18 protein-coding genes are annotated in these 19,424 nt (G+C 40.2%); 10 read left to right on the forward strand and 8 right to left on the reverse strand.

The genetic code is table 11. The features are described 5' to 3' along the window. Positions 1 to 48: 48 nt before the first annotated feature. The 7 genes from AHMF7605_RS22880 to AHMF7605_RS22915 form a co-directional block, all read right to left on the reverse strand. On the reverse strand, positions 49 to 885 hold the full coding sequence (locus tag AHMF7605_RS22880; RefSeq protein ID WP_106932314.1) for a fumarylacetoacetate hydrolase family protein: 837 nt from the start codon (positions 883 to 885) through the stop codon (positions 49 to 51). Between the two features lie 284 nt (positions 886 to 1,169). Then, positions 1,170 to 2,429: a DEAD/DEAH box helicase gene (locus AHMF7605_RS22885; protein WP_106932315.1), complete on the reverse strand. Its 1,260-nt coding sequence runs from the start codon at positions 2,427 to 2,429 to the stop codon at positions 1,170 to 1,172. Positions 2,430 to 2,661: 232 nt separating this feature from the next. Continuing rightward, complete coding sequence (locus tag AHMF7605_RS22890; protein ID WP_106932316.1) at positions 2,662 to 3,156, reverse strand: hypothetical protein; 495 nt, start codon at positions 3,154 to 3,156, stop codon at positions 2,662 to 2,664. Between the two features lie 796 nt (positions 3,157 to 3,952). Then, positions 3,953 to 4,189 (reverse strand): hypothetical protein, encoded by a 237-nt coding sequence (locus tag AHMF7605_RS22900; RefSeq protein ID WP_106932318.1) that lies wholly within the window; start codon positions 4,187 to 4,189, stop codon positions 3,953 to 3,955. A 108-nt stretch (positions 4,190 to 4,297) separates the two neighbouring features. Continuing rightward, a complete protein-coding gene (locus AHMF7605_RS22905; protein ID WP_106932319.1) occupies positions 4,298 to 5,599 on the reverse strand; it encodes an outer membrane protein assembly factor BamD in 1,302 nt (433 codons plus the stop codon). Positions 5,600 to 5,889: 290 nt separating this feature from the next. Beyond that, positions 5,890 to 6,261, reverse strand: coding sequence for a VOC family protein (locus AHMF7605_RS22910; protein ID WP_106932320.1), 372 nt, complete (start codon positions 6,259 to 6,261; stop codon positions 5,890 to 5,892). A gap of 40 nt (positions 6,262 to 6,301) precedes the next feature. Next, the gene (locus AHMF7605_RS22915) at positions 6,302 to 7,309 is read right to left on the reverse strand and encodes an FIG domain-containing protein (RefSeq protein WP_106932321.1); all 1,008 of its coding nucleotides are present in this window, start codon (positions 7,307 to 7,309) and stop codon (positions 6,302 to 6,304) included. A 277-nt stretch (positions 7,310 to 7,586) separates the two neighbouring features. On the opposite strand from AHMF7605_RS22915, the gene pyrF reads away from it, so the two are divergent. From pyrF to AHMF7605_RS22965, 10 genes are all read left to right on the forward strand, one after another. Continuing rightward, positions 7,587 to 8,420, forward strand: a complete 834-nt coding sequence (pyrF, locus tag AHMF7605_RS22920; RefSeq protein ID WP_106932322.1) for an orotidine-5'-phosphate decarboxylase — start codon at positions 7,587 to 7,589, stop codon at positions 8,418 to 8,420. Positions 8,421 to 8,592: 172 nt separating this feature from the next. Beyond that, the gene (locus tag AHMF7605_RS22925; RefSeq protein ID WP_106932323.1) at positions 8,593 to 10,212 is read left to right on the forward strand and encodes an AAA family ATPase; all 1,620 of its coding nucleotides are present in this window, start codon (positions 8,593 to 8,595) and stop codon (positions 10,210 to 10,212) included. A gap of 79 nt (positions 10,213 to 10,291) precedes the next feature. Continuing rightward, entirely contained in the window at positions 10,292 to 11,599 is a 1,308-nt protein-coding gene (locus tag AHMF7605_RS22930; protein ID WP_106932324.1) for a DUF2851 family protein, read from the forward strand. Continuing rightward, positions 11,596 to 12,906 carry a hypothetical protein gene (locus AHMF7605_RS22935; RefSeq protein WP_106932325.1) on the forward strand — a complete coding sequence of 437 codons (1,311 nt, stop codon included), beginning with the start codon at positions 11,596 to 11,598 and terminating at the stop codon, positions 12,904 to 12,906. The genes AHMF7605_RS22930 and AHMF7605_RS22935 overlap by 4 nt, the downstream gene beginning before the upstream one ends. Before the next feature lie 134 nt (positions 12,907 to 13,040). Next, on the forward strand, positions 13,041 to 13,673 hold the full coding sequence (locus tag AHMF7605_RS22940; RefSeq protein WP_106932326.1) for a NeuD/PglB/VioB family sugar acetyltransferase: 633 nt from the start codon (positions 13,041 to 13,043) through the stop codon (positions 13,671 to 13,673). Positions 13,674 to 13,757: 84 nt separating this feature from the next. Then, a complete protein-coding gene (locus AHMF7605_RS22945; protein ID WP_106932327.1) occupies positions 13,758 to 14,150 on the forward strand; it encodes a lysozyme inhibitor LprI family protein in 393 nt (130 codons plus the stop codon). Positions 14,151 to 14,251: 101 nt separating this feature from the next. Continuing rightward, on the forward strand, positions 14,252 to 15,205 hold the full coding sequence (gene trhO / locus AHMF7605_RS22950; RefSeq protein ID WP_106932328.1) for an oxygen-dependent tRNA uridine(34) hydroxylase TrhO: 954 nt from the start codon (positions 14,252 to 14,254) through the stop codon (positions 15,203 to 15,205). 117 nt (positions 15,206 to 15,322) lie between these two features. Then, positions 15,323 to 16,189 carry a nucleoside phosphorylase gene (locus tag AHMF7605_RS22955; protein WP_106932329.1) on the forward strand — a complete coding sequence of 289 codons (867 nt, stop codon included), beginning with the start codon at positions 15,323 to 15,325 and terminating at the stop codon, positions 16,187 to 16,189. Between the two features lie 274 nt (positions 16,190 to 16,463). Next, positions 16,464 to 17,108 carry a hypothetical protein gene (locus AHMF7605_RS22960; RefSeq protein WP_106932330.1) on the forward strand — a complete coding sequence of 215 codons (645 nt, stop codon included), beginning with the start codon at positions 16,464 to 16,466 and terminating at the stop codon, positions 17,106 to 17,108. A gap of 121 nt (positions 17,109 to 17,229) precedes the next feature. Next, positions 17,230 to 18,018, forward strand: coding sequence for an alpha/beta fold hydrolase (locus AHMF7605_RS22965; protein WP_106932331.1), 789 nt, complete (start codon positions 17,230 to 17,232; stop codon positions 18,016 to 18,018). A gap of 392 nt (positions 18,019 to 18,410) precedes the next feature. Here the strand turns inward: AHMF7605_RS22965 and AHMF7605_RS22970 are convergent, their stop codons facing one another. Further along, positions 18,411 to 19,400: an aspartate-semialdehyde dehydrogenase gene (locus AHMF7605_RS22970; protein ID WP_106932332.1), complete on the reverse strand. Its 990-nt coding sequence runs from the start codon at positions 19,398 to 19,400 to the stop codon at positions 18,411 to 18,413. Positions 19,401 to 19,424: the final 24 nt, after the last annotated feature.

The raw sequence follows: 19,424 nt of genomic DNA on the forward strand, positions 1-19,424 counted from the left end.
TAAACTAAAGTGTTTAAGCCGGCACTATCCGAACCGGCAGACTGGTTTTTAGCGGACGTAGTTTATTAATGTACCAATATGTTCAATACTAATCCGGATTTCATCGCCGCTGGCTAAGGTAAAATCATTAGGAGGAATAATGCCAGTGCCGGTCATCAGGTAAACGCCGTAACTAAAGCTGCACTCCCGAAACAAAAAGTCTACTAATTCCTCATGCGAACGCTTAATTTGATTTATGCTGATCGTATCTGAAAATACCGTTTTTTCTTTGCGGATAATTTCGAGACTGATATTGGCATCCTTATCAATTTTATTTTCCGCAAGATATAAGCCGGGTCCAATGGCGGCGCTGTTATCGTAGGTTTTAGCCTGGGGTAAATACAGCGGATTTTCGCCTTCGATGCTGCGGGAACTCATATCGTTGCCAATGGTGTAACCTGCAATTTGGCCTTTGTTGTTGATAAAAATAGTTAATTCTGGTTCCGGAACATCCCAGGTAGAATCTTTCCGGATGTGCACCGCACCCAAATGGCCAACCGTACGGGCAGCAGTAGCTTTAAAAAATATTTCCGGCCGTTCGGCATCGTATACTCGATCGTAAAAATCACCCCCGCCCGCATCTTTCGATTCTTCCATTCGGGCATTTTTACTGCGATAATAAGTAACGCCGGCGGCCCAAATTTCTTGCCGCACGATTGGTACTAACAACTCATCGGCAATTAATTGCGTACCGTTTGTTTCTGGGCGGAGCCGGCTGATCTCGGCTTTTACTTCCTCGTACAAGTTTTCCCGATTGATAAACCTATCCCAATCTGTATCCTGCGACAGGTAAAAAGTTTGATCTTCTTCAATGAGAATGCCGGTCTTTAGACGATATAATTTCATAGTTCTTTCAATTTATTCTTTACAAACCTTTAAAGATAGAAGAGAGACGCTGAAAATGTATAATCTTTCTGATAATTTAATTAAACCATTACTTCATTAAAAAGGGTCGTGGTTAAAGCGGCCGTTTACTAGTAAATAATACGAGGAGATAAACCGAGGAGCAAAAATTTAACAGGTAAAATAAAAAAACGCCGCCGCTATTTTATTTAAATAGCGGCGGTGCAGGTAGTAGATTCTAAAAGAGTGAAAATGCTATTTATTTCTAAAAAGCATGCTTATTTTTATTAGTTTTTAGAGGCATTAGACCATCTTTTAGGCGCATTTCTGTTTCTAGAGTTACTCTTATTAAAAGATCCATTTGCTTTGTTTTCCGTGATGGGTGTTGCTGCTTTCGAGTGCGCAACGGGCGTCATTGGATAAGGATGATCCTGTATTACCGGAATAGTTTTAGCAATTAGTTTATTTATGTCGCGGAGATAAAGTTGTTCCTCAGCGTCGCAGAAAGACCAGGCAATGCCGTTCGCACCCGCCCGCCCCGTACGACCAATCCGGTGCACATACGTTTCGGGTACATTAGGTAATTCAAAATTAATCACGTGGGTTAATTCTTCTACGTCAATGCCGCGGGCAGCGATATCCGTAGCCACCAATACGCGCGTTTGCCGGGTTTTAAAATTAGTTAAAGCACGTTGCCGGGCATTCTGCGATTTATTGCCGTGAATAGCTTCAGCCCCAATCCCGGCCCGGTTTAAATCTTTCGCTACTTTATCGGCGCCATGTTTCGTGCGCGTAAATATTAAGGCCGTTTCAATAGAAGAATCGGCTAATAAGTGAAGTAATAAAGGTTTTTTATCGTTTTTCTGAACGTAATAAACGGCCTGTTCAATAGTATGGGCCGTTGAGGAAACAGGTGTTACTTCTACTTTAACCGGATTTACCAGAATAGTGTCCGCTAATTTTACGATCTCGGGCGGCATGGTTGCGGAAAAAAACAAAGTTTGTCTTTTTGCCGGCAATTTCGTGATTACTCTTTTTACGTCGTGCACAAAACCCATATCCAACATCCGATCGGCTTCGTCGAGTACGAATAAATTTAGGTGCTGCAAGCTAATAAAGCCTTGATTCATTAAATCGAGTAAACGACCTGGGGTAGCAATCAAAATATCTACGCCGGCGCGTAAAGCATCTGTTTGTGCTTTCTGCGGTACCCCGCCAAAAATTACCTGATGCCGTAAGTTGGTATAACGGCCGTAAGCCGCAAAACTTTCCCCAATCTGGATAGCTAGTTCGCGGGTAGGCGTTAAAATTAAGGCTTTTACGGGCCGGTAACTCTTGGTAGGTGTTTGTTGGTTGTGCAATAATTGAATTATAGGAATAGCAAAAGCAGCCGTTTTACCCGTGCCGGTTTGGGCACAGCCGAGTAAATCATGTTTCTTTAATATAATAGGAATTGCTTTCTCTTGAATAGGAGTAGGATTCGTGTATCCTTCGGTTTGTAAAGCCTTTAAGATAGGCTCCATTATCTGTAAGTCGGTAAATAACATTCTTATTTTTCTTGAATAGCGGCCTGTTTTAGATTTGTACAGATGATTTAATTCAGGCTAGATAGTAATTTGTGGTTTAGATTATTCAACTGAAGCTGATAATCTTCAGAACTATAAGCGTAATACTAGGTTTATGGTTCAATTTGGAAGGTAATCAGCTACAATTCGGTAAATATAAAACAAAAAAGGTAGATATATCTATCTACCTTTTTTATAGTGGTTATATACTTTTTTATTGATTCTTTTCCCAATCTTCGAACTGCATAGTACCCACGTTTTGGCTGAATACTTTTTTAAAGTTTAAAGTTTGATCGGCACCGATTTCTACATTTTTATAAGAGTAAGCCTGGCTACCGGGTAGGTCAGATTTGTTAATTACGACATAAACCAAATATTTCCCTGGTTTGATTTTTTCCGTCATGACTACTCCAATTGCCCCATATTCCGCGCTAACGTAGGTTTTAGTTGTTTTATCAAAGATTCTCCCTACGTAAATTTCTGATCCGGAAGCGGCTATATCATAATCACGGTTCTCGGTTCTCCACATCCAGATGGTACAGGTTATGGGAGCTTTGACCGCCTTACCTGTAGCCGGATCTTGCGTTATTTTAAAAACTCCTAAGTCTACTTTAGCGGATTCCTCGTCGGGATTAACTTCTTCGTCTTTCTTGCAACCGCTAAATGTAAATACCGCAAGGAGTAATAAAAAGGAAAATAGGTTTTTCATAAAATATAAATTAAGGAAATAAATAGTAATATACTTGGTAAATGTTAAAAGGAAATTCTGTTATAAAAGGGATAGATTTTTCTATATGTAATAAAAATCATGCCAGTAGAAAGTTTTAGAGGGTAGTAAAACTTTAGTTAAGATAAATAATCGAAGGAATGTTTATATTTTAGTTTGATTGGTAAACTAAAATCGGTTTGTAATAGTTTAATTCAGAATAAATTTTTTACTATTTAACTATACTATTTTCTAATTAAGGTTTATAAATAGAGAAAATGCAAATAATAAATTCTGGAATATACTTGATGGTTAGTTTTACTAAATACTTTTATACCGTTTAAAGTAAGGGAATAATTCATTTACATTCATATAAAGCACACCGTATTACTTACTTAACTATTGCTACTGGAGCCGATAAAAGCCTGGTTAAGGTTAATAATTTTATCTTTTTGGGTGGTGTTTTTATTTTGAAATCTTTCACCATAGAACCGGGTTCCAACGCTATACTAGCAACGCCCTCACAAAAGCTACCTACTAAAAATTTACCTATCAGGATACTATTTACCTTAAACTTAAGACTGCTCACGAAAATTTACTTCCAGACCCAGAGGAATTGGATGTTAAGGATAATCGGGATTGGCTCGATTGGCTACATACTCGCCTTATAAGCGAGCTGGATGCATAAATTGCTGGGCAAATGTTAGAACTAATTATAAGAAAAGTGTGCTGTTAAAGAGCAAGCAGGTAATAATCAGATGTACGTTGTACCTCTGAAAAAGAAAGAACTGTTTTTTAGTTACTTAGTCCTGAGATTATTAGCGGTACTGCCGTCGAGTTGTTCTGCATCCCATTCGTTTTCGGCCCCAACATTACCAACTTCTTCTTTCCCTTCGTAATCGTGATCAAAGGCGTCGGTTTGGTTGCCCGATAGGGGATCGGGATTAGCATCCGGTAGTATTTTGCTATCGTCGGCGTTGGTAATTTGTTCGTTTTCTTTGGGTGGTTGTACCGGTTCGGTTTTATTCGTTTCCATAATATGGCTTTTAACACCTCATACGAAAATTCTGCCGTTAGGTAATGACTACTTGTATTTTAGATTATTTATTTGCTTCGATCGGAAGATTTAAAAATTAATAAATGATTATTCATTAGTCGATTTCGTTTCTGAGCGCAGCGTTACGTTGCTGGCGGGTGTTTTGCCGCCGCCTTGTTTAATGGTAGCAATGGCTTTGTCAATTTTATAGCCTTTATTCTGAAACTCGGCCCGGTGCATTTCCAGAATATCAATCGCCTTCTGGCGTTGATTAGAAGCCAGCAATGGTTGTACTTTTAATAGTAATACTTTTATCGCCTGATCAGTGGGAGCCGCTAATTTAACGTAGGCATCTACCTGGTCGTCCTTGAATCCCCGGAAATTATTAAGCAGCATGTTTAACCCGAATGTGGCCAGTTCCACATCGTTTTGAACATCGTTTTTGTAAGGATAATCCGGGTATTTGGTTAAAAATTGGGTATACACTTCAGGATCGCCGCTATCGGTGTATAAAATATAAATTTTATTCCAGGCTTCGTATATTTTTTTACTGTTCGGGTATTTTTGAATGTAGCGTTCGTACTCCGGAATAGACGGAAAAGAAGTATACTTGGCAAAAATGCTATCTTCGGCTACTTTCACAAACTTACTATCCGGATAATTAGCAATATAGGCTTCGTAACTGGTTTCAGTATCGTCGGCGGTTAAATGCTTAAATAAGGCTACTTCGTATTTTTGTTTGGCTTCTTCTAAATAAGGGCTTTCCGGATAATTATCTATAAAGAACTTATACGCTTTATAGTCTTTGGATTCGGTAACTTTGGTGTAAATTAATTTATCGTATTTCTTTTTAACCTCGGCTTTGTTCTTTGAATTGGGGTATTTCTTAAGAAAAGCGCTGTACGCTTTATCGGTGTTTTCGCGTAAGGTTTCCTGAAAAGTTAATTCTTCTTTTAATTCATTGGCTTTATCGGCATAAAGTGAATTTTTATGGATATCCAGGTATTCCTGAACAGCTTCCAAGGTATTTTTTTGAATTACTTCTGCAAAAGATAAAGAATCCAACTGATTTTGGAGATCAATGATCGCCTGTTCGTTGATTTTAGCTTTCAGTAGTTTCTTTTTAACTTTTTCGTTTACAGAAGGAAAGGCTCCTTTGGCATTTACAATATGAACATAGGCTTTTTCAAGGTCACGCGAGGTGTAATCCGGTAAACTAAGTAATTTACTCATCCCATATAGGGCCGCCACATCATCCGGATTTTCGGATAAAGATTTATAAAAAATTGTAAATGCTTTATCGTATTTCTTCTTCTGTAAAGCCTCCAAACCATCGTCAAAAGCAAAGGCTTGCCCGAAGCTGCAGGCTATTAATAAAAAAGTAAAAATAAACTGTAACGGTGCGCGCATGGAAGAGTGAAATAAAAACCTTGTATAAAGTAATACTATAATTAAGAACCTACAAAATAGAAACTTACAAATGCTGGAGTATAATTTATCATACTGCTAAAACTATTCCTTGGTTCTGAATATTATTACAAATGAATGTTATTTGCTGCATGTAAATTCTCATGAAAACCGCGGAAAAAAATGTTTAGAAGTTTAATAAATCTTCTGTGGTTTTTTTACAAAAACGAAAGAAAATCATTTATTTAGGTTTACCCGGAATGTTTTGGCTTTAGCTCTTTGCCCAAGCTCAACTAACCTGGCAGTTCGGTAAATTCCAGAGTGTGGCCATCCGGATCTTCCAGGAAGATTTGCCACATGCCATCCGGCCGTTTTTTGGGACCCATAAAGTTTAACCCAGCGGCTCGTAAATATGCTTCGGTTTCCTGAATAGAGGCTACTTTTAAAGCAAAATGATTGCCGCGATGGTGGCTATGTACGGCCTGGTACCGGTCGCCGATTAAGTGCAGTTCTTGGTGTGGTCCCAGCGCAAACCAGGCACCCGGAAAATCAAAAGCGGGGCGCGCCAGGGAACGGAAGCCAAGCAAATCGCCGTAGAAACGGCAACTTGCCGGAACGTCCTGCACGTGTAAAGCAACGTGGTTTAATTCTAAAATATTTAACATGGTACTATTTTTAAGGGTTAGAGCAAGCCTGAATCCGTAATTAGGTTGTAAGCAAATTGTTTTTAATTAGCAGCTCGCGTAAAACAGGTTGTACCTGCTGCTGAATATGTTCGTTCGCGAAAAGCATAAAACCCACTGGCGAGGTAACATCTAATTTCGGGTTAAGCGGTTCGCTTAATTCATTGGTAATAATAATTCCGGCTTCGCTACCAATCAAATGAGCGGCTACATCGTACGGGTGGCATACCAAACCAATTGTTTTTCCTTCGCGCGCCAGCCGATTGTAAAGCAAAGGCCGGAGGTCGGCAATAAACCGGTCATGTCCCATCAGAACTTCGTACAACTGCCCACCGCTCGAAATATATTGGTCTTCAAACAAAATAGCTTTGCCGGCGGGCATATTTGGCGCTAAAATCTGAATTAATTCGTCATCTAAATGGGCTAATAGGGCCCGTCCGGGAGGAAAGAACCGGGCAATCTGGCTAAAACCGCCTACAATGGTGCGGGCTTTAGAAGGAGAAATATTCCGGGAAACAATTTCGCTGGTTTTTAAATCGCGGGTAAAAGCAAAAGCACCTTTATTTTTAATGGCCCATATGGTGTCGCTCAGGAACGAACGCGAAGTAGGCAGCTCCGTCATTACAGCTACCTCAATATCTTGCAAACAAGTTTCCGAACCTTTATTGGGCGCTGCCCCGGCCAGAAAAAAAGCCGACCGTTTATCGTACATAATGCCCCGGGTGCCATCAATGGGGTCAATAATCAGCCGGATTTGGGCTTGGTCCGAAGGCATGCCCACGGGTAGTACCATTTCGTTAACGCCTTCCGCAATTAACACGATACCACCTAATGGAGGAGCATAAGTTGTTAAACGAGGAATTAAAATTTCTTCTACGTCGCGGTCAATCTGGTAAATAGTATCGTCTTCGCCTTCTTTATAAATGGCGCTCAACGCCTCCACCGAACTCTGCCGGAGCGATTGATGAACTTTTTGGCACACGGCTTCCCCGAGTTCGCAAAGAATATTTTTTATTAATTCATGATTCATGCCTAGGAGGTAAATAGCTAATATCCGGAATTTGCACCGGAAATTAAAATTTCTTCCCAGTACCAGGTTAGCACTTCAGGTAAACAAACTGCATTTAAATTAGTATCCCCGTGCCACCGGCGCAGTAAAGTTAAGGAGTACGGCAGAGCTATATAAAAGCATAGCAAGATAAAGTTATTCAACCTGTCTGGTAAACGGCGAAAGAATAATCCTGTAAATTGCTGCCGAATAGATAATTTCTATTCTATACAAAAAGATTCAGATTACTTCTACTATAATGACCAAAGAGCAGTTATTCGACCAAATTAAAAAAAAGCACTCGTATTTATGCGTTGGTTTAGATACCGACTTACAAAAAATACCCGTCCATTTACGCGATCTAGAAGACCCCATTTTTGAGTTCAACCGCCAGATTATTGATGCTACGGCGGATTTGTGCGTAGCTTATAAACCGAATATTGCCTTTTATGAAGCTCTTGGGCCGAAAGGTTGGATAAGCCTCGAAAAAACCTTAAACTACATTCCGAAGGATATTTTTACCATTGCCGATGCCAAACGCGGCGATATTGGCAATACTTCCGAACTCTATGCCCGGGCTTTTTTTGAAAATTTAAATTTTGATTCGATCACCGTTGCTCCGTACATGGGCGAAGATTCGGTAAAGCCATTTCTCTTGAAAGCTGATAAATGGGTGATTTTACTAGCGTTAACCTCTAACCCCGGGAGCGCCGATTTTCAGCTTTTGCAAACCGATGATGGTACCGACGATTATTCCCGTTGTTTGTTCGAGAATGTACTAAGTACGAGTAAATCCTGGGCCACCGATGAACAATTAATGTACGTAGTAGGCGCTACCCGGCCGGATTTTATTCAGCGCGTACGCGAAATAGTACCCAATCACTTTTTGTTAGTTCCGGGAGTGGGCGCCCAAGGCGGCAATTTGGCGGATATTTCGCGTTTGGGGATGAACCAGCAATGCGGCCTGCTCGTGAACTCGTCGCGTACTATTATTTACGCTTCCAACGGCACCGACTTTGCCGAACAAGCCCGTGCCGCTGCTTTGTTGATCCAGCAGGAAATGGCAGGTTATTTAAGTCGGTACTTGGGGTAAGATTGTGAAGTAAATATGGCTGTTGACTGTAGTGTCCTTTCGAAGAATTTTTAAGTATGAAGAAATAATATCTATAACTTTAAAAAAGTTTGCCTAATTGTAACGTATTTGGCCTCTCTTGAAAAAATAAGTTAAGTGATATAATATCTGTGTAATACTATTTTATAAATAGATGAAAGTAAGCAAGATTGAATTAGTAAACTTTAAAAGGTTTACTGACTTAACTATTTCAGACATACCTGAGACAGCGAAACTCGTTTTATTAATAGGCTCAAATGGCTCTGGCAAATCCTCGTTGTTTGATGCTTTTGATTGGTTAAACGTCCCGTATAAAGCTAGGACCTATAGCGATGATGAAGCATCTGATTACTATCAAAAGAAAAAAAACGAAGAACCAAAAGTAGTGGTAAAATTTACCAGTGGCGATTTAATTGAAAAAACTGGTTATAATATCATCAAAGGAACGGAGCTGGTTAAGAAATTTATAGGAAGAAGCAGTATTCGCATAGTGCCTAGAAATTCTAACGATGCCAATCCCTCTGCTGTATCCACGGATATGGATAGCCCTATCACTTATATTGAAAATGACACCCGTTTTATTAATGATGTATTCCTTTATATCCAAAAGATAAATCAAGCTTTAAGAGAGCCTGTATTTAGTGGTAAACAAGCAGATACTTTAAAAATTTTTAGGGACTTTATTGAGCCATTAAATAGTTCACTTCTTAAAATATTCGGGGGTGACGAAACTACAACTATTCAAATTGCAGAGTTTCAAGACGCAACTCCTCGCACTCCAGCCAAGTTGATTTTTAAAAAAGGTGAATCAAAAATCAATTATGACTTATTAAGCCACGGTGAGAAACAAGTAATTATCTTACTTATAAACTTTATAGCAAGAAAAGAATATTATAGCAACTCCATAATTTTTATCGATGAAATGGATAATCATTTAAATACTGCTTTACAAGCAAGTTTATTAGAGGAGATTGTTACTAAGTGGATTTCGGATGACTCTCAACTTTGGACTGCTTCGCATGCTTTAGGTTTTATAGACTACGCCAGAAATAGTGATATTGCTTCAATTATTGATTTAAATTTAATAAATTTTGACACCAAACAAGAACTAATACCTTTATCTAAGAATAAACTAGAGGTTTATGAAATAGCAATTCCCAAAGCAACTATTGCTTCCATTCTTAAAGGATATAAGCTAGTTATAGTTGAGAATAAAAATGATGAATATTTCAATTCTGCTTTAGGCCAAGATGGTTTTCTATTCTTACCGGCAAATAACAACCGAGAGGTTTTTTTGACAGTCAAAAGCGACAAAGATAAGTTAGGATTAAGAGATAGAGATTATTTAAAATCGGAAGAAATTGAAAAAATCAGAGGTCAACTGCCAAATTTAAAAATATTACTTCTTTCTACATTTGAGAATTACATCTATCATCCAGATAACTTTGGAGAATTAAGATATGCTAAATTTGATAAAGAAGAATATATCGCTGAAATCTTAAGGCAAAAGAATGAGAAGCTTATTGATGTAGTAAGTGAAATTGGCACATCACGAACTCATTATATTGAATTTAAGGATTGCATAAAAGATGATGGTAATATTAAGCCAATTACGGAAGCATTAAAGAGTAATATATTCGATGACTTTTATCCGTTTTTTAACATGAAAAAGCATTTCAATAAAAAATACCTTACAAGATTTAATTATACAATCAGTGATTTGGCCAAAACACAGTGGTTTAGAGGTGAAATTTTACGAGTGCTTAATAGCTAGAGTATTCTTAAATAGCAATTAGTTTAGCCTATTTATGTTTTTATGCTTATTCTTGTAAATACCCTCCGCTTACCGTACCATGACCTCCGCTGTGCCCTTTAAAGAAGATTTTCTGCATTATGTGTGGCAGCAGCAGTATTTCGATAAAGCCGATTTAGTTACCTCGCACAATGAAGCAGTGCATGTACTAAAACCAGGGTTTTATAATACCAATGCCGGTCCGGATTTTTATAATGCTCGACTGCGAATAGGAACCGAAGAATGGAACGGCAGCGTGGAGATTCATGTCTACGCCTCGGATTGGGAAAAACACTCCCACCAAACCGACCCGAAGTACAACCAGGTAATCTTGCACGTAGTTTGGGAAAACGATAAACCCGCGAGGCGCGCCGATGGTACAGAAATACCCACGATAGCTCTACACGGGCGAATTCCTTTACACCTGGTAAATACCTATCAGCAATTTTTAGAAAATCGCGAGGAAATTCCGTGTAGTCCTTTTGCCCCCCAGGTACCTGGCTTGATTAAAACCAGCATGCAGGAACGGGTTCGGATGGAACGCTTGCAGACGAAAGCCGACCGGGTACTAACTATTTTAACTACCACTCAAAACAATTGGGAAGAAACTTGTTATGCCTGGCTATTAAGTAGTTTCGGGTTTAAAATAAACCAGACGGGCATGCTGCGTCTGGCCCAGGTTTTACCTTACGCCATTTTGCGCCGCCACCGGCATCAGTTAATCGCGCTCGAAGCGTTATTGTTTGGCCAAGCTGGTTTTTTGCTGCCCGATGCACCGGATGATTATTGGCGTACCTTATTTCAGGAATTTACTTATTTACAACACAAATATGCGTTACCCACTGGCTTAAAACGGGCCGACTGGAATTTTTTGCGGCTCCGGCCGGCTAATTTCCCTACGGTAAGATTGGCGCAATTGGCGGCTTTGCTGCACCAACAAGAACATTTATTTTCCAATTTGCTTTCGGCTAACTCTATGGCTGCTTGGCAAACCTACTTTCAGGTAGAACCAGCAACCTACTGGCAAACGCATGTATTACCGGGCCAAGAAACCAGAAAGGCACCTAAAGGTTTGGGGAAAAGCAGCATTTACTTATTACTAATAAATGCGGTAGCTCCCTTACTAGTGGCGTATGGCAAATATAAAAACGACGAAAGTTACGTAGAGAAAGCCATTGCCTTACTGGAACAATTACCCCCGGAAGATAATCGTATTACCCGTTTGTACACCGGTTTGGATTTTTACCACCAAACCGCTGCTGATTCGCAGGCATTGCTGCAGCTAAACCAAAATTATTGTGTGCCACGTAACTGCCTGCAATGCAGCATTGGTAGTTTTATTTTAAAGAAAAATCACTTTGCCCGATGAATGGGTTGTATGTACTGGCAAATATTTTATTCATAAGCCTAATTTCTTACCGTGGACGGAAGCAACAAACGGTTCCTTTCTTAAAAGTTATTTTCTGGCCCGCTTTAGTTTTTAAACTAATTTGTGGCCTATTGGTAGGTTATCTTTACCAGCATTATTTACTTGGCGGCGATACCTTCGTGTACCAGCAACAAGCTGAAATTCTGAGCCGGTATGCTTCGCAAGACCCCAGCAATTACCTGAGTTTTTTACTAACCGGCGAGTACCAAAGCGTGTATTTGTACGATGTAATGAAGTACCGGGAGTATTCCAATTCTTTCTTTATGGTGCTGGTGCTGCATTTTTTAAATTTTGAAACCGGGTATAATTATTATTTAAATGCGGTTTACTTTTCGCTGTTTAGTTTTTATGGTTGCTGGCAACTAACGGTAACTATTACCAAGGTTTTTCCGGCTACCAAAGTAGCGGCCGCTTTGGCTTTTTTGTTTTTTCCGTCGGTCGTTTTTTGGTCGTCGGGGGTGTTAAAAGAAAGTATTTTGGTGGGCAGTTCAACCTTGCTGCTCGCCGTGGTACTGCAATTTGTTTATCAACCTGGTAATCAAAAAGTAGTCTTGCGTAGCATTGCCTTACTTGTGGCAGCGTTTTTTTGCTTCAAAATCCGGTTTTATTTTGCCGTGGCTTATTTTCCATTACTTGCCGGCTTCGCTCTGGTAGAATTGGCTGCGCGGAGGTGGCACCTACCCAGGCAAAAAAAACTTTACTTCTATCTTGTTGCCTTACTGGTTCTAGGGATAGGAGCTTCTTTTTTGCACGAGGCGATAAATTTGGATTATTTTTTCCGGGAGTTAATAAACAGTTACCAAACCTCAAAATTAGCTACTACCCGCAAAGCTTTTATCGATTTGCCCCATTTACAGCCTACTTTCGCTAGTTTAATTCAATATGCCCCGAAAGCTATCGGTAGTGCTATTTTTCGGCCTTTTCTCGGTGAAATTAATTCGGTAGAGTACTGGTTAGCTGGTTTTGAAAATTTACTGGTGTTGCTGCTGGCAGTAATTAGTTTACTTTCTTTTTGGAAGCATAAATCTAATTTGCCAATTACACTCGTAGTCTCCTTATTGATTTATATTCTGTTGCTGGCCGGCTTAATTGGTTTTTCTACCGCTAATTTGGGTTCGGTGAGCCGGTACAAGGTAGCCTTTATGCCCTTCTTGCTGTATTTACTCTTACAAACCGGAGCGAATCAAAAAATCCTAACCAGATTGGAAAACTGGGTAAATGACCTGTTAAGCAATAAAGCGAAATAAACCAAGGGTTGGAAGCCGGTTCGGAAACCATTATCTTTGCGGATTATTCATCATAAGGTATTGGTTAGGCTTGTTTTAACAGCAATAGATAGCTTCTGGCAAGTTTAACCCGGGTACTTTTAATTTTTTCATTTATGCAGAATCCTGTAATTATATTAGGTGCCCAAAAACTGGGCATTGCCGCGCTGGATATTTTTCTAAGCAACCATGTAATTGTGTACTGCTTCCTGGACGACGAAGTGAAACTGCACCAAACGGAGGTAAACGGCATTACCATAATGGGTACCACCGACGACCCGGAATTTCTAAAGATTTTGGGCAAGAAATGCGAAGTTTTTGTAGCCGCCGAAGAAACTGCCACCCGCAAGAGTTTAATTAACTTGTTAAAAGACGAGTACCAGGTCATACCGGTAAATGCCATTCACAAGTTTACGTCGGTGTCAGAGCATGCCTGGCTGGGACACGGTAATTTAATAAACGCCGGCGCCGTGGTAAATGCCAATGCCCGCATAAACAATAATTGCATTATTCATTCTAATGCCTTAGTTGACTCCGGGGCGAAGATTGCCGATTTCGTGCAGATTGGCGCGGGTGCTAACGTGGGCTCTGACGTGGAAGTCGAGGAAAGTGCCTTTATCGGCGCGGGTGCCGTAGTAGTAGCCGGCGTAAAAATCGGGAAAAAAGCCCGGGTGGGAGCCGGCGCCGTAGTTGTAGCCGATGTTCCGGCGAATCAAACCGTTTTCGGCAACCCGGCACAAAAAGTTTAATAGCTTTGTTTGGCATATTAACCAAATCAATATCCCAACATAAAGTTCAGTTATTTAATTTTAAGCTAATTGCTTGCCCGTAAAATGGAAAAAGTGCTTATTGTTTTATTTACCTGCCTTGTAACTTGTTCTTTTGGTCAGACTCAAACTGAAATGAATGAAGAAGCTTATTCGAATTACCAGAAAGCCGATAAAGAATTAAATGGAGTTTATAAAAATATTCTGGTAAAATATAAAACAGACAAGGCATTTTTAGCTAATCTAAAAGCCTCTCAAAGAATCTGGATTAGTTTTAGAGATGCCGAACTAAAAATGAAATATCCGGAAAGAGAGGTTGGGTATTATGGGTCTATTCATCCTGTTTGTCAAGCAAATTATCTGGAAAAATTAACCCGGGAAAGAACAAATCATCTCCGGACTTGGCTGAATGGGGTAGAAGAAGGAGATGCTTGTTCCGGTTCTATTCAAACGAAGTAACATACCCGCGGGCATTCAACCCTATTTAATATTAATCCAAACATCTAACATCCAATATCTAACATCTAACAAGATACACTCGGTCTGAAACCAAGATTTGTATGAAAAATTATAGTATTTTACTTTACTACTGTTACACCCCTATTGCTGATCCGGAAGCGTTCCGGGAAGAACACCACCGGCTTTGTCTGTCGTTCAATTTACGAGGCCGGATAATTGTAGCCTCCGAAGGCTTAAACGGAACAGTATCCGGCCTACGCGAAGACTGCGAAAAGTACATGGCAGTTTTAAAGGCTGATCCGCGTTTTGCTAAAATTGATTTTAAAGTAGAAGCTTCAGATAAACATGCTTTTGCCAAACTGCACGTGCGCCACAAACCCGAAATGGTGCACAGTAAATTATACCACCTTGATCCGAATAAGCGTACCGGAATTCATCTGGAACCGGAAGAATTTAAAAAAATGAAAGACCAGGACGACGTGGTGGTTCTGGATGTGCGCTCGGATTACGAGCATTCGGTGGGCCGGTTTAAAAATTCAGTAACTCTACCTATCGAAAATTTCCGCGATTTTCCGGAAAAAGTAGAGGAGCTAAAAGAAAAATACCCGGGCAAGAAAATATTGACCTATTGCACCGGCGGCATTAAATGCGAAAAAGCCAGCGCCTTTTTATTGGAGCAAGGATTCGAGAATGTGTACCAATTACACGGCGGCATCATTAAATACGGCCTCGAAGCTGGCGGCGAAGATTTTGAAGGCAAATGCTATGTGTTCGATAACCGGATAACGGTAGACGTAAACAAAGTAAACCCAACGGTTATTTCTAAATGCTACGTTTGTGGCACGGCCAGCGACCGGATGGTAAATTGTGCCAATCCGGAGTGCAATATTCATGTGCCCATGTGCCAACAATGCGGCGAAACCATGCATGGTGCCTGCTCCGATACGTGTAAAGAACACCCAAAAGTGCGGCCTTACGATGGCAGCGGTTATTACCAGAAAGAACTGAACGGTTATAATCCGCTTAAAGGTTTAAAACGAACGAAAGTAGTTTAAATACAAACAAAGAAGTAAAACCCGGTAAATTTTGAAACTTACCGGGTTTTACTTTTTAAACACAATTTGTCCTTACTCGTATTTTTTATTTTCATTCTAACCTAAACTTCACCCGCCATGCCTATTGCCGAATCAGAATTAATTTTAAACGCCGACGGAAGTGTTTACCATTTAAACTTATTACCCGAACATATTTCGGATACCATTATTACTGTGGGCGATCCGGAGCGCGTACCGCGGATAAGCAAATATTTTGATTCGATTGAAGTAGAAATAGCCAAGCGGGAGTTCGTAACGCATACGGGCTACTATAAAGGCAAACGCTTAACGGTGCTTTCCACGGGCATGGGCACCGATAACGTAGAAATTGTAATGAACGAACTCGATGCCCTGGTAAATATTGATTTAGTTTCGCGCGAAGTTACCGACGATCCCATTTCCCTGAAAATTATCCGGATTGGTACTTCCGGTTCTTTACAGGAATCTATTCCGGTGGGCAGCCATTTGGTAACCGAATACGCCATTGGTTTGGATCCGCTCATGCAATTTTACCCTTTCGTGCAAACCGGTTACGAAAATACCATTAGCAGCGCCCTCCAGGAAAGTCTGCAACTGGGCTATCAACCTTACTGCGTGAAAGGATCGGATATCTTACGGGAACAACTAGGTAAAGATTTAATTACGGGTAATACGCTTACGTGTCCGGGTTTTTATGCGCCGCAAGGCCGGGTGCTGCGCCTGGAGTTAAAAGATGCCGATTTAGTAACTAATTTCAACCGGTTTAAGGTAGACGATTTCTGGTTAACTAATTTTGAAATGGAAACTGCCGGTTATTACGCATTGGGCGTAATGCTGGGGCACGAAGTGGTGTCGTTAAATGCCATTGTGGTAAACCGAATCACCAAACAATTTGACCCAAACGCGGAACAAACGGTAGAGAATCTAATCACAAAAACCCTCGATCGCCTAGTTGCTATTTCTTAATTTGAGAAAAAAACAAGATGTTATTCAAGTAAAAGATTAAAATTCTTTTAAAATACAAAAGGCTCTTGTTTTTGGTATAGGCTTTTACTATTCAAGAATTTAGTGGAAGGAAAGTCTAGGGTCTCGTGTCTTAATACTTTTGTCTCTTTACTTATAGTAATGCAGAACATTTCTTTAAACTGTTACCAGAATCGTTGTAAATATTTTTATGACAGTAACTTGAATTATTTCATTTTTATTTTTTATTATTAAGGCATAAACAAGACTCAACTTTATGAAAAAATTCTTACAACTTATTCTGGCTTTTACGATAGTAGTTTGCCTGGCCTCGTGCAAAGGCGAAGATGGTAAAGATGGCGCTCCCGGACCAGCCGGGCCAGCTGGTCCAACGGGCCCAACGGGTCAACAGGGACCTCCCGGTGCTTCCGCCGATTCAGCCCGTGTATTTGATATTCAAGCGCCAAATTTTGCTCCTAATGCTAACGGTGAATATCTGATTGCTTTGGAATACGCAGCTAATGAAATTGAGGTAGGAGAGAATGATGTAGTTTTGGCCTATCTGCTTACTAGAGTAGCTCAAAATAACGGTCAGAATATTCCGTTCTGGAGTGCCTTACCACAAACCTATTACGTAGATGGATTACCTATTACCTTTAATTTTGCTTATTCGAATGTGGCCTTGCTTTTAACTCTGGAAGCTGGATTTAATTTGGCTGAACCAGGCAAAGATTACACTCGCTTTACGAATGAGAATATATATCGACTGGTTATCATTCCAGGTAGAGCAGGCAGAACGGCGGGTGCACCTTTAACCAAAGCGGACCTTAGCATGTATCCCATTGATTTGAAAAATTATAAAGAAGTAGTAAAGTATTTCAAACTTAATGATACAAGCGTGAAAAAAATCACGCTTAAGTAATAAAATCAAAAATTAAGCTGGCTGACTGATATGTAAATTCAAGCATTATTTCAGCGGTGAAATAGAAAAACCCGTAAGAAGAAACACTTACGGGTTTTTTCGTGCTTAAAACAGAATAAAGATGAAAGGAGTAGATCCACAAACTGTTTCGGATTCCGGTGGTTCGGGCAAGGTACTGGTGTTTTTACATGGCTTTTGCGAAAGTAAAGAAGTTTGGAACGCTTTCTGTCAGCCTTTCCGGGAAACGTACCGGGTAATTGCCCTAGATTTGCCGGGTTTTGGTAAAAATATAGCGCCGCAGCCAGGTTATTCTATGGAAGAAGCGGCAGCCTACGTTCATAAAGTTTTGAAAGCGTTGGAAATTAAAAAATGCGCCCTAATTGGACATTCCATGGGTGGTTACGTAGCCCTAGCCTTTGCCGAAAAACATGGCAATATGGTGAATGGCTTGTGTCTTTTTCATTCCAGCGCTTTACCCGATTCTAAAGAAAAGAAAGCTATCCGCACCAAGAGCATAAAATTTATTAAAAAGAATGGCGTTTCGGTTTTTATGGATGCTTTTACGGCGCCCTTGTTTTCGCCGGTAAATCGTAAGTACTTCGCGAAAGAAATAAAAATGCTCACCGCTATGGGCAAAGAAACCCCACCAGAGGCCGTAATGGGCGCCATGAAAGGCATGCGTGACCGGAAAAAACGAATTAAAGTTTTGAAAGATGCCCGGTATCAGGTATTATTTATCGCCGGGAAAGATGATCAGGCAATAACGCTGGAACAAACCTTGGCGCAATGTTATTTACCGGCTTATTCTAGTGTGCTTTTCCTGGCAAAAACCGGTCACCAGGGTATGTTCGAAAAGCCGCTGGAAACCCGTAATGCCTTGCGCAGCTTTGCCGAAAATAGTATAATCTGAATCGCGGATTTTCGCGGATTATAAATTACCAGAATTGGAAGGTAAAGTTTGAATAATAGCATTAAAAAGCTCCCTGCCTCCGAAAAACTGGGCGATCTGGTTTTAACAGGATAACTATTTTGGCAAGTATGGTAATCATTCCAAGCTCATTCTATGCTTTCAAATTCTTCTATCCGTGATTCAGATAAAATCAAGGCAATCCTTTAATCTTACAAATCAAGGTTCAGACAATATAAAAAGCCCCAACGCTTCTGCCGGGGCTTTTTATAACTTTATAAATGTAAGTACTTCAACGAAAATAGTTTAGACTATAATTTATTATAAATTCTTAATTTTAAAAATTTACTAGTCGAGCAACAAGCAACTACTAACGAACAACTACTTATTTGCTATTACACTAAATCATGCGCCAGTAAATATTCGGCAATTTGTACCGCGTTGGTAGCGGCGCCTTTGCGCAGGTTGTCCGCCACAATCCACATATTTAACGTGCGATCCTGGGTTTCATCTAAGCGCACGCGGCCTACCAATACCTCATCTTTCTGGTGAGCATCTTTGGGCATCGGATATTTCAAATTTTTTACGTCATCCACTACCACTACTCCCGGAGTTTTTTCTAATAGAGCATACACCTCTTCTAAAGTAAAATCTTTTTCAAATTCCACATTCACCGATTCGGAGTGCCCGCCCATTACCGGAATCCGGACGGTAGTAGCCGTAACTTTTACGCTATCGTCGCCGAAGATTTTCTTGGTTTCTTTCACCATTTTCATTTCTTCTTTGGTGTAGCCGTTTTCGGTAAATACATCAATGTGCGGAATTACGTTTAAATCAATCTTATAGGGGTAAGCCATTTCGCCTTCTTTACCGGCGCGCTCGTTCATCAGCTGGTCCACGGCTTTTTTACCGGTACCTGTTACAGATTGATACGTAGAAACCACAATTCGCTTAATTTTAAAAGCTTTATGCAGTTCATTCAAAGCCACCACCATCTGAATGGTAGAGCAATTGGGGTTGGCAATTATTTTATCTTCTTTCGTTAATTCCTGGGCGTTTATTTCGGGTACAACCAATTTCTTGGTGGGGTCCATCCGCCAGGCCGAAGAATTATCAATTACCGTAATGCCAGCCGCGGCAAAATTAGGAGCCTCGGCTAAAGAAGTGCTGCCTCCCGCCGAAAAAATTGCAATCTCCGGTTTTGCCGCAATCGCATCTTTTACGCCCATTACAGTCAGTTCCTTACCCTTAAAAGTTTTCTTGGTACCAATGGATTTTTCAGAAGCTACTAATAATACTTCGTCCACGGGGAAATTTCTTTCCTCCAATACTTTTAAGATTTCACCGCCTACCAGGCCGGTGGCACCTACTACTGCTACTTTCATGGGGTTTAATTGAATTAAAAAAAA

Source organism: Adhaeribacter arboris, from assembly GCF_003023845.1.
GTDB classification, from domain to species: Bacteria; Bacteroidota; Bacteroidia; order Cytophagales; family Hymenobacteraceae; genus Adhaeribacter; species Adhaeribacter arboris.

What these genes read in the sequence shown, in the direction of transcription:
- AHMF7605_RS22945 (WP_106932327.1), top strand. Translation starts at nt 13,758, where the DNA reads ATGGAAAAAGTGCTTATTGTTTTATTTACCTGCCTTGTAACTTGTTCT.
- pyrF (WP_106932322.1), top strand. Translation starts at nt 7,587, where the DNA reads ATGACCAAAGAGCAGTTATTCGACCAAATTAAAAAAAAGCACTCGTAT.
- AHMF7605_RS22970 (WP_106932332.1), bottom strand. Translation starts at nt 19,400, where the DNA reads ATGAAAGTAGCAGTAGTAGGTGCCACCGGCCTGGTAGGCGGTGAAATC.
- AHMF7605_RS22910 (WP_106932320.1), bottom strand. Translation starts at nt 6,261, where the DNA reads ATGTTAAATATTTTAGAATTAAACCACGTTGCTTTACACGTGCAGGAC.
- trhO (WP_106932328.1), top strand. Translation starts at nt 14,252, where the DNA reads ATGAAAAATTATAGTATTTTACTTTACTACTGTTACACCCCTATTGCT.
- AHMF7605_RS22940 (WP_106932326.1), top strand. Translation starts at nt 13,041, where the DNA reads ATGCAGAATCCTGTAATTATATTAGGTGCCCAAAAACTGGGCATTGCC.
- AHMF7605_RS22930 (WP_106932324.1), top strand. Translation starts at nt 10,292, where the DNA reads ATGACCTCCGCTGTGCCCTTTAAAGAAGATTTTCTGCATTATGTGTGG.
- AHMF7605_RS22915 (WP_106932321.1), bottom strand. Translation starts at nt 7,309, where the DNA reads ATGAATCATGAATTAATAAAAAATATTCTTTGCGAACTCGGGGAAGCC.
- AHMF7605_RS22960 (WP_106932330.1), top strand. Translation starts at nt 16,464, where the DNA reads ATGAAAAAATTCTTACAACTTATTCTGGCTTTTACGATAGTAGTTTGC.
- AHMF7605_RS22925 (WP_106932323.1), top strand. Translation starts at nt 8,593, where the DNA reads ATGAAAGTAAGCAAGATTGAATTAGTAAACTTTAAAAGGTTTACTGAC.
- AHMF7605_RS22955 (WP_106932329.1), top strand. Translation starts at nt 15,323, where the DNA reads ATGCCTATTGCCGAATCAGAATTAATTTTAAACGCCGACGGAAGTGTT.
- AHMF7605_RS22935 (WP_106932325.1), top strand. Translation starts at nt 11,596, where the DNA reads ATGAATGGGTTGTATGTACTGGCAAATATTTTATTCATAAGCCTAATT.
- AHMF7605_RS22880 (WP_106932314.1), bottom strand. Translation starts at nt 885, where the DNA reads ATGAAATTATATCGTCTAAAGACCGGCATTCTCATTGAAGAAGATCAA.
- AHMF7605_RS22905 (WP_106932319.1), bottom strand. Translation starts at nt 5,599, where the DNA reads ATGCGCGCACCGTTACAGTTTATTTTTACTTTTTTATTAATAGCCTGC.
- AHMF7605_RS22885 (WP_106932315.1), bottom strand. Translation starts at nt 2,429, where the DNA reads ATGTTATTTACCGACTTACAGATAATGGAGCCTATCTTAAAGGCTTTA.
- AHMF7605_RS22900 (WP_106932318.1), bottom strand. Translation starts at nt 4,189, where the DNA reads ATGGAAACGAATAAAACCGAACCGGTACAACCACCCAAAGAAAACGAA.
- AHMF7605_RS22890 (WP_106932316.1), bottom strand. Translation starts at nt 3,156, where the DNA reads ATGAAAAACCTATTTTCCTTTTTATTACTCCTTGCGGTATTTACATTT.
- AHMF7605_RS22965 (WP_106932331.1), top strand. Translation starts at nt 17,230, where the DNA reads ATGAAAGGAGTAGATCCACAAACTGTTTCGGATTCCGGTGGTTCGGGC.